General features: G+C 66.7%; 6 protein-coding genes. 5 read left to right on the plus strand and 1 reads right to left on the minus strand.

All coding sequences use genetic code 11. The features are described from left to right. Positions 1-168: 168 nt before the first annotated feature. Positions 169-435 carry an acyl carrier protein gene (locus WS89_RS20900; protein WP_059793166.1) on the minus strand — a complete coding sequence of 89 codons (267 nt, stop codon included), beginning with the start codon at positions 433-435 and terminating at the stop codon, positions 169-171. Between the two features lie 173 nt (positions 436-608). Between WS89_RS20900 and WS89_RS20905 the strand changes: the two genes are divergently transcribed. From WS89_RS20905 to WS89_RS20925, 5 genes are all read left to right on the plus strand, one after another. Further along, positions 609-1,355 (plus strand): TenA family transcriptional regulator, encoded by a 747-nt coding sequence (locus tag WS89_RS20905; RefSeq protein ID WP_034208799.1) that lies wholly within the window; start codon positions 609-611, stop codon positions 1,353-1,355. A 13-nt stretch (positions 1,356-1,368) separates the two neighbouring features. Continuing rightward, complete coding sequence (locus WS89_RS20910; protein WP_059793168.1) at positions 1,369-2,877, plus strand: AMP-binding protein; 1,509 nt, start codon at positions 1,369-1,371, stop codon at positions 2,875-2,877. Between the two features lie 67 nt (positions 2,878-2,944). Next, positions 2,945-5,206, plus strand: coding sequence for an AMP-binding protein (locus WS89_RS20915; RefSeq protein WP_059793170.1), 2,262 nt, complete (start codon positions 2,945-2,947; stop codon positions 5,204-5,206). 46 nt (positions 5,207-5,252) lie between these two features. Further along, positions 5,253-10,865, plus strand: coding sequence for a type I polyketide synthase (locus WS89_RS20920; protein ID WP_082741926.1), 5,613 nt, complete (start codon positions 5,253-5,255; stop codon positions 10,863-10,865). Beyond that, positions 10,862-15,529, plus strand: coding sequence for a condensation domain-containing protein (locus WS89_RS20925; RefSeq protein WP_059793174.1), 4,668 nt, complete (start codon positions 10,862-10,864; stop codon positions 15,527-15,529). The genes WS89_RS20920 and WS89_RS20925 overlap by 4 nt, the downstream gene beginning before the upstream one ends. Positions 15,530-15,534 lie beyond the last annotated feature (5 nt).

Genomic DNA, 15,534 nt, shown 5'->3' on the forward strand with positions numbered 1-15,534 from the left:
TGCGCGTCGGGCTCCGCATTCGCTACGCCGGCCGATGCCGCATCGCCGGCATCGGCCGCTGCGCGCAGCGCGTCGAGATCGCCTGCATCCAGCAGACAGACACGGTCGTAGCCGCCGGCTGCCGACACCCTGCATGTGTCGAGCGGATGATCGTTCGTCGTCATCTCGTTACGCTTTCACGGACAACAGCATTTCCACCAGATCGACCGCATCGCCGATGGTTTCGAGGTTCGCGACCTGTTCGGTGTGCGATGCAAAGCTGATGCCGAGCCGATCCTCGGTCAGCGCCATCAGCGACAGCAGCGAGATCGAATCGAGCATCAGATCCGACGTCAGCGACGTTTTCCGCGTCAGCATGTCCGGCGCAATATCGAGCGCAGCAATCTGCGGAATCAGTTCGGTAAGCGTAGCGAACACGTTCGCGTGGTCGTCCATCGGATTCTCCAAGTGCCGTAGGGGTTCCGCTTTATAGCGTCCAGCCACCGCACTGCCTACCTGCACTGACGTACAGGGTTGGCGCGGCCGTGGAAACAGTCGCCCGAACGGACAGGTTTCAGTCTTGAAAGCCGCCATTACATTGCCGGTTACCTCACCGACAGGGAACGATCATGACCCTCACCAAAGAAGCCGTGCTGATGGACAAAGCGACGTTTTCCCGCGCGCTGCGCGAAACGCTGGACGAGCAGCTCACACTCGATCACCCGATCTTCGCGGAGTTGTTCACGCCTCAGAAAAACTGGCGCTTGCTGAAGATCATCACGCTCGAGGGATACCAGATCACCCGGTACTTTCTCGAGTACATCGAGAATCTGTATTTCCGCTGCCCGTTTCCCGACCACAAGCGCCGGCTGCTGTACAACCTGTTCGAAGAGGAAACCGGGCGCTTCTCGAAAACGAAGAACCATGTCGAGCTCATGGAGGACTTTATTCGTGCGCAAAACATCGGCGACGAGGAGCGCGATGCATGGACGCCGTCCGAGGCCACGCGCGAACTGATCGACTATCGCCTCGAGAACTGCAAGGGCGAGGGTACCTACCATATCGGCGCCGCCGCGGTGATGATCGCGAGCGAAGGGCAGAGCCTGGAAACCCGTGCGGGCGACGCGCGCCACTCGATTCTGGCGAAGTGCTACGGGCTCACCGAGGAGGACACGCGATTCTTCTCCGTTCACCAGAAAGAGGACGTCGCGCACGTCGCCGAAGGCATCTCGCTCGTGACCGATCTGTGCACGACCGTGGAGATGCAGCAGGAAGCGCTGTTCGCGGTGCGCCACACGTGCAAGCTGTTCTGGAACATGTATGAAAGTGCCGCGCAAAAGTACTACGCGTCCGCGGAGGGCGTCGCGCACGCGTGACGGGACAACGCCGATGATGACCTTCGACGATCTCGTCGCGCGCTTGCGCGACAGCAGCCATACCCTGACCTTTGTCGACGACAAGGGCGCCGAAACCGTCCGGACCTTCCACGAACTGTTCGAAGACGTGCTCGCCACGGTCGAGCGCGGCAAGGCAATCGGCCTCGTACCCGGAGCGCGCGTCGGCATCGCCGCGCCGAACGGTTATCCGTGGATGGTGTGGGATCTGGCGTGCATCGAGCTCGGCTGCGTATCGGTCGCTTTTCCGAACGATGGCCTGCTCGACACGTGCGACGCGTTGATCGAGCGCTACCAGCTGAGCGTGCTGGCCGTGGACGCACGATGGCCCGATACCGCCGGCGCGATTGCCGGGCGCGTCGTGGATATCGATCCCGCCAGCCGCGGCGATTCGCACGCGCGTATCGAGCCGGTGCGGGTGGAGCATGTACCCGATACCCATTCCCTGGTGTTCAGTTCGGGCACGACAGGCCGGACCAAAGGGCTCGTGATGAGCCGCAGCGGCACCTCGCACTTGCTCGATCTGTATGGCGACGCATTCGGCGTCGCGCCGGGCGAGCGGTTCCTGACGTTCTTGCCGTTCGCGAACTACCAGCAACGGATGACGTACTACTTCTGTCTGTATCACGGGATCGACCTCGTGTCGGTACCGTTCCACGGACTCTTTCCGGGTCTCAAGCGACACCGTCCGACGTTCGTGATCGCGCCGCCGGTGCTGTACGAGACGCTGCATACGCTGGCGCGAGCGGCTGCCGGACCGGGCGGCGACCCGTCGACGCTCGCCGAGCGACTGAGCGCACTGACCGGCGGCAACATCCGTTACATGGTTACCGGGATGGCGCCGATCAAGCGCGCGGCGCTCGATTTCTTCTGGGATTGCGGGATCGAGCTGTATGAGGCATTCGGGATTACCGAGGCAGGCATGGTTGCGTGGAACAAGCCCGGACGGGTACGCGTCGGTACGGTCGGCCAGCCGGCAGAGCCGGGCAGCGTCTCGTTGCTGGAGGACGGCGAAGTCGTCGTCACACGGAACGCACTGCTGTCGCTCGGCTACTTCGATGCGCCGGAAGAGGATAGTCGCGCGACATTCATCGCGCCGAATGCGGTAGCGACGGGCGACATTGCCGAATTCGACCAAGACGGCTTTCTGCACGTCGTCGGGCGCAAGAAGGACGCGATCATCACGAGCAACGGCGAGAAATTCCATCCCGAGCCGATCGAGGCGCTGCTGTATCGCGATCCGCGTGTCGACGTGGCCGTCGTGATGGCGGGCCCGCAAGCGGGGCTCGGCGTCGTCATCGCGACGCGCCGGCCGGACGATCCCGAAGTCACCGACGCGCTGCGCGAACTCGTCCGTGCGGTCAACGGCACGCTGCCTGCACAACGGCAACTGGTGAAGGTGATTTTCACCGACCGCGCATTCGACGTCGAAAGCGGATTGCGCACGCGCAACCTCAAACTCAATCGCCGCGCGATCGCGGACGCGTTCCTGCGACACGCATGAGATCCCCCTCGTGCGCGAGCCGCCGCCTTTGCGCGACGGCTCGCACCGACCTCATTCTGGATAGACCATGACGACGCATTCGAATCCGAACGTGTTTCAGATGGAAGCCGAACCGACTTCCATCGTCGAGACGCTCGCCCATCACACCGAGCGGGACCCCGACCGTATCGCGCTGACCATCCTGCGCGACGGCGAAGCGATCGAAAGCGAAAGCACGTTCGGCGATCTGCATGCCGGCATGACGCGTGTGGCGCGCGGACTCGCGCAACTGACCGAGCCGGGCGCCCGCGTGCTGCTGCTGTTGCCGACGAGCGCCGAGTTCGTCTGCACGTTCTATGGATGTCTGGCATCGGGGCGCGTCGCCGTGCCGGCCTATCATCCGCAGCAGGTACGCAAGGTCGCGCAATGGGCGAAGCTGCAAGCGATTGCCGACAATTGCGGCGCCGCGCTGATCGTGGCGCCGGCGACCTCGATCGATACCATCGAGACCCTGCGCGCGACGCAGCAGCTGTTCGCCGGCTGCAAGCTCGTCACGTATGAAGCGCTCGTCGATGCCGGCGCGAACGATACGTCGGCGTTGCCGCGCATGCCGGCGCCGGATGATCTTGCGTTCCTTCAATACACGTCCGGATCGACGGGCACGCCGAAGGGCGTGATGATCACGCACGGCAACATCATCGACAACCAACGGTCGATCGCGCTGCTGATGCGACACGATCGCGACACCCGCATGCTGTCGTGGTTGCCGCTGTATCACGACATGGGACTGTCGATGCCGTTGCAACTGGCGTCGATCGGGCTGTCGGTGGTGTTGATGTCGCCCGTTGCGTTCGTCCAGCAGCCGGGCCGATGGCTGCGCGCGATTTCCGCACATCGTGCGACGACGTCCGGCGGGCCGAATTTCGCCTATGCGCTTGCCGCTGCCGCGCTCGACGGAAGCGACGACGAGGGCCGGCTCGATCTGTCCAGTTGGCGTGTCGCGTTCTGCGGCGCGGAACCGATTCATCGTCAGACCGTCACCGATTTTATCGACGCCGCAAGCCCGCACGGCTTCGCTCGGGGGGCGTTCTATCCGTGCTACGGGATGGCCGAGGCGACCCTGATCGTGTCGGGTGTCCCTTACGGCGACGGCGCCCATTACCTGGACGTCGATAACGTGAAGCTCGCCGCCGGCCTCGTCGAACCGGTTCAGCCCGGCGCTGCGAACGCGAAGAGTCTCGTGTCGTGCGGCGGCACGGCGCCCGGCACCGAGATCCGGATCGCCGGCCCCGACGGTCGCCCGGTTGCCGACCCGAATGGTGTCGGCGAGATCTGGGTGCGCGGCGGTGCGATCGGCGTGGGCTACTACGGTAACCCGGAAGCGACACGGTCGACGTTCGACGCGCATTTCGAAGGCGAACCCGGCGCACGTCCGTTCTTGCGCACCGGCGATCTGGGCGCGATCGTCGACGGCCGCCTGTACGTGACCGGCCGCGTGAAGGACATGCTGATCGTTCGCGGGCGCAACCTGTATCCGCAGGATATCGAGGCATGCGTGCAGCACGCCGTGCCGGCGTTGCGCCGCGGATGCGGCGCCGCCGTATCGGTGCAAGCGGACGGTGAAGAGAAGCTCGTGATCATCCAGGAAGTCGGCCGCACCGCGCGCCGGACGCTGGACCTCGACGCCACGCTGCGCGCGATGGTGGTGGCGATCGGCGAGGACTTCGGGGTCACGCCGCACGCGATCGTGCTGGTCGAGCCGGCGACCATCGAAAAGACTTCCAGCGGCAAGATCGCGCGCGCGCTGTGTCGTCGTGCGTATCTGCAAGGCGAACTGCGCGCCGTCGCCAGCTGGACCGACGGCGCCTATGCGACGGGTGCGGGCGCTGCGCGGGACGGTGCGGTGGCGCCGGCCGTCGCCGAGACCGCGACCCATTCCGAACCGATGCTGATCGAGCGCGAGATCGCGGACCGGATCGTACAGATCGTCGCCGAGCGGCTCAAGATCGCCGAGACGCAGGTGTCGCGCACGGCCGCGTGGGTCGAGATGGGTTTCGACTCGATGAGCGCGCTCCAGTTTTCGTTGAAGGTGCAGCACACGATCGGGCTGACGTTCGATGCCGCCGTGCTGTGGGACTGTTCGAATGTCGAGCAGCTTGCGGCTCATCTGGCGCGGATGCAGGGCGCGGCCGATGCATTGCGATCGAGCGGCGCACCCGCATCGGCCGCCGCGCACGCGCGTTCCGCGCCGATCGTCGGCGGCGCCGAGGCGCCGCATACCCGGGAGCAGCTTGCGGCGCTCTCCGACGCGCAGGCCGAAGCGCTGCTGCTGAAAGCGCTGCAGCGCTGAGCCGATCCCCGGCAGTCTCGTTCCGCGAACGTCTGGAGTGGTACACATGATCGAGTCCAATCGCGCGCCCGCCGCGCCCCTTACTCCCGTGAAGCAAGCGTTGCTGAAGATAGACGCGCTGCAACGCGAACTGGCCGAAGCGCGCAGCGCGATGAACGAACCGATCGCGATCGTCGGCATGGGCTGCCGTCTGCCCGGCGGGGCGGATTCCGCCGACACGCTCTGGTCGATGCTCGCGGACGGGACCGACGCCGTCGGCTCCGTGCCGGCTGATCGATGGACCGATGCGATCTACGATCCTCGGCCGGGCCGTCGCGACACGAGCTACAGCAGGCATGGCGGCTTCATCGACGACGTCGATCGGTTCGATGCGGGATTCTTCGGCGTGTCGGAGCGCGAGGCGCCGCATATCGATCCGCAGCAGCGGCTGCTGCTCGAATGCACCTGGCGTGCACTCGAAGACGCCGGCTTTTCGCGAGAAGCGATCGCGTCGTACCGAACCGGCGTGTTCGTCGGTTCATCGGTCGACGACTACGCGCGCGTTAGCGAAGGCGTAGCGGGCGACACGCTCAGCTATGCACAGACGTCGCTCGGGACCGCGCGGCCCTTCGCGGCCGGACGCATTTCCTACCTGTTCGGATTCCATGGCCCGGCGTTGCATCTCGACACCGCGTGCTCGTCGTCGCTCGTCGCGGTCCATTTGGCTTGCCATAGCCTGCGCACCCGCGAGTCGGATGTCGCATTCGCGGGCGGCGTCAACCTGATGTTGTCGCCGGAGATGACGATCGCGCTGAGCGAGCTTCAGGCGCTGTCGCCGAGCGGCCGCTGCCGGACGTTCGACGCCGCCGCCGACGGTTACGTGCGCGGCGAAGGCTGCGGCGTCGTCGCGCTGATGCGGCTGTCCGATGCGCGGGCACAGGGCAGGCCGATCCGGGCGGTGATCCGCGGCTCCGCCGTCAATCACGACGGGCGCAGCAATGGCATGACGGCGCCGAATGGCCGCGCGCAGCGCGACGTGATCCGCGAGGCGCTCGAGCACGCCGGCGTGTCGCCGGCCGACGTCGACTACGTCGAGGCGCACGGCACCGGTACGCCGCTCGGCGATCCGATCGAGCTGCGTGCCCTCGAGGACGTGTACTGTCGCGACACGAACCGCACCGGCGACCTGTACGTCGGCAGCATCAAGACGAATATCGGGCACCTCGAATCGGCCGCCGCGGTCGCCGGGCTGATGAAGGTCGTCTGCGCGCTGCAGAAGGGCGAACTGCCGCGGCACCTGCATTTCGATACGCCGACCACGCACGTCGACTGGCATGCGAACGGCATTCGCGTCGCGACCGAGCATGCGGCGTGGCCGTCGTCCCGACCGGGCCGGCGAGTGGCGGCGATCAGCTCGTTCGGCATGAGCGGCACGAACGCACACTTGATCGTCGAGGCATGGCAGGAGGCGTGCGCGGCGGAACCCGACGCGGACGTCGCGCTGGCCGGTCACGCGCGTCACGACATCTGGCCGTTGTCCGCCCACACGGCGCCGATGTTGAAGCAGGCGATCGAAGACTGCGCGGCGCACGTGCGGGCAGACGCGTCGGTGGCACCCGCCGCGGTCGCCAGCGCGCTGCGTCTCGCACGCGACAGCCATCGGCATCGCGTGGCGATCGTCGCGGATTCCCGCGACACGCTGCTCGATGCGCTGTCGGACGCCGCGCGGGCCATGACGGTCCGGAGCGGGCAGCCCGGCGGCATTCGCGACCGGCTTGCGTTCCTGTTTACCGGACAGGGCGCGCAGCGCGCTGGCATGGCTCGGCAGCTCTATCGGGATTTCGCGCCGTTTCGCGACGTATTCGACGCATGCGACAGCCATATCGAGGCGCAAGGCGAACTGTCGCTCGTGGACGTGCTGTGGGGCGACCATCAGGACCGGATAAGCGAAACGCGTTACACGCAACCTGCGATGTTCGCGCTCGAGGTCGCGCTCGCGCGCTTGTGGATGCACTGGGGCGTCGTGCCCGATGTCGTGATGGGCCACAGCATCGGCGAGTACGCGGCTGCGTGCATCGCCGGCGTGTTCTCGATCGAAGACGGCTGCCGTCTCGTGACGGCGCGCGGGCGGTTGATGGATACGCTCACCGCGCCGGGCCGTGCGCTCGCGGTGTTCGCGAGCGTACGTCACGTGGCCGATGCCGTGCGCGACTACCCCGGACGGGTCGCCATCGCCGCGGACAACGCACCGGAGAGCGTGCTGGTGTCGGGTGACCCCGACGCAATCGAGTCGATCGAGCGGCTGTTCGCGTCGCGCGGCATCGCGACGAAGGCGCTGGCGGCATCGCGCGCATTCCATTCGCCGCTGATGGAGCCGATGCTTGCCGAATTCGGCGCCGTGGCCGCGACCGTGCGGTATCGCGCGCCTGCGATTCCGATCGTCTCGAATGTGACGGGCCGATTCGAGGTCGAACGCCTGTGCGATCCCGCGTATTGGGTCGAGCATGTCCGGGCCACGGTGGCCTTCCGTGCGGGTGTCGACACCCTGCTCGACGACAAGGTGACGACGGTCGTCGAGATCGGGCCCGGCAAGACGCTTGCAGGCCTCGTCACCGCCTGCATGGCGGAGCGGGCAGATCATGGCAACGTGATTGCGTTGCCGTCGATGAACAATGACGGGCGCGAGACCGAGCAGTTGTTGCGTGCATTGGCACATATCTATATGTGCGGCCGTCGTGTCGACTGGCATGCATACGAGCGGTCCCGAACCGGTGCGCCGATGCGGCAAGCTGCGCGCCGCGGCGTGCTGCCGCCGTATCCGCTCGAAGCGCACCGCTACTGGGTGAATGCGCGGGAGCCGGCGCAGCGGGCGAACGTGCTGACGAGCGCAGCCGTCACGCGTCGGACCGCCGGTCGCGGCGTGCTGGGCTGGCGTCTCGCGATTCCGGCGTCGGACCGCCGTCGCTACGAGAGCGAGGTATCCGATCGGTATCTGCCGTTTCTAGGCGGACACCGCGTGCACGGGCAACTCGTTTTCCCGGCGGCAGGGTTCGTCGAGGCGCTGCTCGACGCCGCGTCGCGGCGTGATGGCGCGGAGTCGGAATCCGGGAGCGGTCCGTGGCTGTTCGCGCGTGACGTGTCGTTCGATAACGCGCTCACGCTGGAGCCCGGCAGCGCGGTGACGTTCGGCACGGTCGTGCACGCAGGCGATACCTTGCATCCCGGCGAAGAAGGCGTGCGGATCGACATTCACGCCTGTCACGACACGGCAGCTTGCAAACCCGAATGGACGTTGCAGTGCGCCGCGCGGATCGGGACGACGCACGGCGTTCCCGACGCGCCGGCACTTGACGAATGGCGCATGCAATGCGGCGACGCGTTGCCTGTCGACGGTTTCTACGAGCGCTTGCAAGCGACCGGGCTCGAATACGGCGGCGCATTTCGCTCGATTCGCGCGCTGTCGCGGGGCGGCGACGTGGCGCTGGCCCGAATCGAAATGGAGCCGGACGGCACGAACGACCTCGTCCGCATCGTTCATCCGGCGCTGCTCGACAATGCGTTTCAGACCGTCGCGGGCGCGCTATGGGATGCGGAGTTGAACACTGCCTTCGTGCCGATCGGCATCGAGCGGATCGCCTGCGTCCCGATGCCCGACGTGCGGGCGGTGTGGTGCGCGGTGCGGGCCCGGGTGAAGCGCAGCCTTGCAACCGCGGATCTCTCGTTATACGACGACGCGGGCACCTGCGTCGCCGTCGTCTCCGGACTGCGGCTGATGGCCGTCGATCCGCGCCGATTTCGGCGGACCTCGGAGCCAGTCGCGCTGAACACGCTCGTCTGGCGGCCGTTCGCGGCTACACGTGAAGCGGCTGACGCACGCGCGAACTTCGTGCTGATCGGCAACGGTTCCGCGCTGGATGCGATGTTGGGGCACGCATGTGAAGACGCTGGCAACGCGTGTGCAATCGCGGCGCTGACGATGGACGACATGTTCGACGACGATGCAGGCGCCCGGCGCATTCGTGCTGCGCTCGACGACGACGCCCTCGCCGGCCCGAATGCACGACCTGCCGTACTGCTCTACGTGTGGCCGTCGATAGGCGATGCAGGATCCGAAGACGAACTCGCTGCAGTCGGCACGGCTTACCGGCGCTTCGCGAACTTCTGGCGCGAAGTGCAGTCGACCCGCTGGCCGCAGGGCGCGCCGACCGTCTGCATCGTGACCCGGGCGGCGCAGCACGTGCCCGGCATCGACGTGCGCGTGTCGCCGTTTCAGGCGGCGGCTTGGGGCGTCGCCCGCAGCCTGATGCACGAGAGCGGCGACATTCCGGTGTGTGTGGTCGATCTGCCGGCGCCGGATGCGACGTCTTGCGCGAGCGCGCTGACCGCACTGGCGGGCGCCGCGGCGACCGGCGAGACACAGTTCGTGTCATGCGGCGACACCGTATATGTCCCGCGGCTCGTTGCACGCGACGCCGGCGGGGCGCAACCGCTTGCGCGCGGCGCCTATCTGGTGACGGGCGGACGCGGCGCAATCGGTACGCGGGTGATCGAGCAACTGATCCGGAATGGTGTGCCGAAGATCGTGTCCGCCAGCCGCCAGGTGCCGACCGACAGCGAACGCGCTCGCCTGACCTCGATCGCCGGTGCGCACGGCACGATCGTCGAATTCGTGGCGGCCGACGTCGCGTCGGCCACCGACACCGACGCGCTCGTCCATGCGCTCGAAGCGGATTCCGCGCATCCGCTCGTGGGTGTCCTGCATGCGGCGGGCACGCTCGACGACGGCCTGCTCGCGACCCAGCCGATGACCGACGTATTGAAGGTGCTCGCGCCGAAAGTCGCGGGGACGTCGAATCTGCATCGTGCGACCGCGCATCTGCCGCTGCGGCACTTTGTATCGTTTTCGTCGATCGTGGCCTGCATCGGCTCCCCGGGGCAATGCGCATACGCCGCCGCGAACGCCTACGTGGACGCGCTGACGGCCTTGCGCAATCAGGACGGCCTGCCCGGGCACACGATGAACTGGGGCCTGTGGGGCGGCAACGGGATGGTCGACCAGCTCGACGCGCGGCAACTGCGCCGCATCGCATCGTTCGGTCTCGAGCCGATCGAGCCGGACGCCGCATTGCGCCTGTTCGACACGCTGGTAGCCGAACCGGACGGGCAGACGCAGATCTGGAACGTGGAAGTCGATACGCTGATCAAGCGCAGCCCGAGCCGCGCGATGGCGACGTTGTTGTCGGAACTCGTGCCGCCCGCGCCGACGGCGAATCGCACGACCGGTACCGGCCACGGCTTGCGCGAGCGCATCGCGGGGTTGCCGGACGACGAGCGCATGCAATTGCTGCGCGGACACCTGACCGACGCAATCGCCGCGACCCTGCATACGTCGAGCGAGCGGATCGCGCCGGATATCCCGCTGATCGAGCTCGGGCTCGATTCGCTGATGGCCGCGGAATTCCGCAATGCATTGCGCAGCGAGCTGGGCGTCGATGTTCCGTTCGGGCGATTGCTCGAGGGCGCGACCGTCGACGACGTCGTGCGCACGATCGTGGCCACGCTCGACCGTAGCGAGTCGCGGGCGCTCGACGGAGCACCACCGTCGCGCGTCGCGGACCGGATCGACGTGGTGTCGGGAGAAGCGACGTTCGGCGTGGAAATGGAAGGAGGGGAGCTGTGAGCTCGATCGAATTCATCAACGAACTGGCGGGGCGCGGAATCGAGCTCTGGACCCAGGACGGCAAGTTGCAATACAAGGCGCCGAAGGGCGCGGTGACACCTGCGCTCGTCGACGAGCTGAAGACCCACAAGGCGACGCTCGTCGCGCTGCTCGAGCAATTCGCGGGAACGGCGGGCACCTACCCGCTCTCGTTCGCGCAAAAATCGCTCTGGTCGCTGCATCAGCTCAATCCCGACAGTGCGGCATACAACGTGACGTACGCGACGCGCATCGACGACGATGTCGACATATCCGTGCTGCGTCGCTGCGTCGACTATCTGATCGCACGCCACCCGATCCTGCGCACCGCGTACCGCGTGATCGATGGCGAGCCGCGTCAGCAGGTAGGGTCGCAAGCGCGCGCGCAGTTCTCGGTCGATCGCGTGTTTGGGGCTGACGAAGCCGCCATCCGCCGGTGGATCGACGAAGAGTCGAATCGCCCGTTCGACCTGACGCAATCGCCGATCCGGCTCAAGCTGCTGCTGAACGATCGGGACGGCGCGGACGCGATTCGCACGGCGCTGCTGTTGAACGTCCACCATATTGCCGCCGACTTCTGGTCGCTCGAGATCCTGCTCAACGAGCTTCGCACGCTCTACCGGCTTGCCTGCGCGGGTGAGCCGCTGAAGTTGCCGCCTCTACCGGTGCAGTACAAGGATTGCGTCGAACACGAGCGCGCACGGCTCGACGGCGCGGACGGCGAGCATCTCGCGGCGTTTTGGCGACGCGAGCTGGCACACGGATTTCCGGTGTTGAGCCTGGCGACCGACCGGTTGCGTCCGCCGCGCAAAACCGAGCATGGCCGCGTATACGACCGGTCGCTCGGCGCGACACTGTCGCACCAGGTGCGCGACACGGCCAGGCTGCTGCGGGTGACCCCGTACATGCTGCTGCTCGCGGTCTACCAGTTGCATCTTCACCTTCATACCGGGCAGGGGCGGTTGATGATCGGCGCACCGACTTCCGGGCGCAATGCGCCGGGCAGCGAGAGCGTGGTCGGTCATTTCGTGAACACCGTCGTGCTCGCGTGCGAAGTCCGACCGGACGATTCGTTCGACGATCTGCTGCGGCGCACGCGCGAGATGATGCTGCGCGTGCTCGATCACCAGGATTATCCATTTCCGTTGCTGGTCGATGCACTGCGTCCGGCACGCGATCCGAGCCGGTCGCCGATCTACCAGGTGATGTACAACTGGAATCAGGCCCGCGGCGATTTCGCCGCCGAACGCGGGAGCGGTGTGCCGTTCTATCGCGAGCGTCTCGCCGCATCGAGCACCGGTACGCGCGGTGCGACACACGACCTGACGCTCAACGTACAGGATCTCGGTGACGAATATCTGACCGCCTGGACGTTCAATACGGATCTGTTCGACGACGGAACGATCGAGCGATTCGCGAGCCAGTATGCGCATCTCGTGGAGCAGGTGGTGGCTGACACAAGCCGTTCTCTGCACCATTACACACTCGCGACCGCACCGATCGACGATGCGCGAAACCGCATTGCCGCGGCCGACGCATTCGTGCGCCGCGCGGCCCATGCCGAATCCGATGTGCAGCGGGATGCCTCGCGCGTCGTCTGGCAATTCGACCATCGCGCGATCACCAACGGCGAGGTCCGCGATGCGGTTCGCGCCGTCCGCGCGCAACTGGATGCTCTCGGAATCGGTGTCGGAAAACGTGTCGAACTCCGACTGCAAAGTGTCGCCGAGCGCGCGGTCGCGTTGCTCGCGATCCGCGCCGTCGACGCATGCTATACGGTGTCGGCCGACACGGCCGACGCAGTGTGCCGCGGCCGTAGCGACGAGTGGTCCGGCTGGGAGATCGATGCGATCGAAGTGGCGCATGCGCGCGACGTCGCCGCGCGCGCCGACGGCGTTGCCGCAGGCAATGCGTCGGCGGTCGAGCCGCTTCTCGACTATGTCGGTCAATTGTTCCGTCTCGACGCCAACGCAACGGCGCTCGTTCCGCACGGAGCGCATGACTGGCTGTCGGCAGCGGCGCTCGCCCAGGTCGTGCTTGTCGGCGGCACGGCTCGACTGTCCGAGCGGGCCGCCATTGGCGCGCTCGCTTCCGGCGACCCGGCGATCGCGGACATCGCGTACGCGGAACTCGACCGGTTGGTCGCGGGTGGCCCGTCGCTACTCCTGCCGTCGCTTCTGTTGCAACGTGCCGATGTCGCCGGCCTGGGGCGGGCACGCACGCTGGTCGCGTACGGCGAGCATCCGCATACGTTGAAGTCGTTCGCCGCGGCCAACCGGATACCCGCAGCGGCGTACTTCGTCCCCGTGCGGCGCGCGGACACCGGTTCGGCACTGTGTGCGTTCGCGGCCGGGCCGGACGGCTGGCAATTGCTGGCGCCGTCGTATCCGGGACGCGTTGCGTTCGCGCTGGGATCGTCCGGCAGTTTCGCCGACGATCGTCAGGCCGGAACACTGCATTTCTTCGACGGCGCGTCGATCCACGCGTTGGGTGCGGGAGCGCCGCTCGAAACCGCGCCCACGGACAGGACGCTGATATCCACCGGCGTGTCGGTCGTCCGACGTGGCGCCGACTTGCTGTGCGCCGATCCTTCTGCACGGGTCGCGCGTCACCGGCCCGTGCCGATCGAGATCGGCACGGTCGAGCAGGCCATCTCCGCGATCCCCGGTGTGGCCGCCGTCGCCTGTGCGTGCGTCGTTCGGGACACGCAGGAAATGCTCGTCGCCTATCTCGTCGCGGATGACGGCCACGTGGACGCGCATGCACTCGAAAACGCGGTTCGTTCGGCATTGAAGCGCGCGTTACCGGACTCGATGCACCCCGACGCGATCATGGTGCTCGACCGGCTGCCGCTCGACGCGGACGGCGCACTCGACGCAGGCGGGCTCCCGTTGCCTTGCGCGAGCGAGCGGGCCGACCGTAGCGCGTCGACCGACATCGAACGCAAACTCGCCGCGATCTGGGCCGACGTCCTCGGCCAGCCGTCGGTCGGCGTCGATCAGGATTTCTTCGAATTGGGCGGCGATTCGATTCTCGCCGCGGTCATCGTATCGCGGGCCGCGCTGGACGGCATGTATTTGAAGCCGCAGGACATCTTCCTGCATACGACCGTGGCGAGCCTGTCGACGGTGGTGCGCGAAACGCCGGGTCTCGATGTCGATCAGGGACCGGTGCATGGCGAGACGGTGCTCGGCCCGGCGGCGCAATGGTTCGTCGAGCGCGTCGACGTCGATCGTTCGCACTTCAACCAGGCGCTGCTCATTCCGCTCGACGAGACGCCCGACGCGAACATCATGGCCGAGGCGATTCGCGTCGTCATGCGCCATCACGACGTGCTGCGCTCCCGGTTCGTCGCGCACGGCGACGAAATGCGGCACGTGTTTGCCGGCGACGGCGGCTCCGATGCCGTCGATTTTGCGATCGTTCGGTGTATCGACCCGGCTGGCCGGCGTTGCGAACGCATGTGGCGCGGCGCGATCGACGCAGCACAGAGCAGCCTCGACCTCGAAGGGGGCCGGCTCATGGCGGTCAGGTGGCTCGAGAGCACCAGCGTGTCGAGCAGCCGGCTGTTGATCGTCGTTCATCACATGGCGATCGACGGCGTGTCATGGAGCATCCTGCTGCAGGACCTGGCCGATTGCTATCTGCGGTTGCGCGCCCGCACGGCCGCGGCGTTGCCGCTGAAGACGAGCTCCGTGAAGGCCTGGGTCGACCAGTGGCTTGCGCTGGCGCAGGGCGACGCGCTCGACGACGATCGCCTCTACTGGCGCAAGGTGAACGCACAGGTGCGCGACGTGCTGGGTGGGCCGAAGCGGGTGGCGCTGATGCGTCACGGGTTGACCTCGATCGTTCAGCATGCTTATCAGGAATCGTCGCTCAGTTGCGCGATCACGCTCGATGCGGATCTGACGCACGCGTTTCGAACCACGGCGCCGCGTGCCTATGGCACCGACGCGAACGATCTGCTGATCGCCGCGTTGCACGCGGGTTTCCATGCATGGAGCGGCAGCGATGCGTTGCTGGTGGATGTCGAGGGGCACGGCAGGGACGCGCTCGGCGATGCGATCGACCTGAGCCGCACGGTCGGCTGGTTCACGTCGATCTATCCGGTGTTGATCGACACGCCGGTCAACGCCGCGGAACCGTCGGCGCTCGTCAAGTCGGTCAAGGCGCGGCTGCGCGAGGTGCCGCGAAAGGGTGCGAGCTATGGCGTTCTGCGCTATCTCGACACGAAACCGCAGGCCGGCGCCGATGCGCTGACGTCGTTTCCACGTGCGCCGATCCTGTTTACCTACCTCGGTCAACTGGAGCAATTGTCGGGGCCGTCGTCGCCGTTGTACGGCGGGCCGCCGGAGCCGGCGCCGGGCATCCGCAGCCCGCGCCAGCGGCGCACGCACCTGTTGGACGTCGTCGCGTATGTGTCGCGCGGCAGGCTGACCATGGAGTCCAGCTTCTTCGGCGTGCCGGGCGTCGACGAAAGCATCGGCTGCCTCATGTGCCGCGTCGAAGAGGCGCTGACGATGCTGATTCGCCATTGCAGCGCCGACGGGGTGGGCGGTCTGACACCCGACGACGTTCCTCAACTCGATGTCGACCAGGACGCGCTTGACGCGCTGCTGGAAGAAATCGACGCACTCGAGCGCTGAACGCG

This window comes from Burkholderia sp. MSMB1072, from assembly GCF_001524725.1.
GTDB lineage: Bacteria > Pseudomonadota > Gammaproteobacteria > Burkholderiales > Burkholderiaceae > Burkholderia.

Coding starts and splice junctions, on each gene's coding strand:
- WS89_RS20910 (WP_059793168.1), top strand. CDS start 1,369: ATGATGACCTTCGACGATCTCGTCGCGCGCTTGCGCGACAGCAGCCAT.
- WS89_RS20900 (WP_059793166.1), bottom strand. CDS start 435: ATGGACGACCACGCGAACGTGTTCGCTACGCTTACCGAACTGATTCCG.
- WS89_RS20905 (WP_034208799.1), top strand. CDS start 609: ATGACCCTCACCAAAGAAGCCGTGCTGATGGACAAAGCGACGTTTTCC.
- WS89_RS20915 (WP_059793170.1), top strand. CDS start 2,945: ATGACGACGCATTCGAATCCGAACGTGTTTCAGATGGAAGCCGAACCG.
- WS89_RS20920 (WP_082741926.1), top strand. CDS start 5,253: ATGATCGAGTCCAATCGCGCGCCCGCCGCGCCCCTTACTCCCGTGAAG.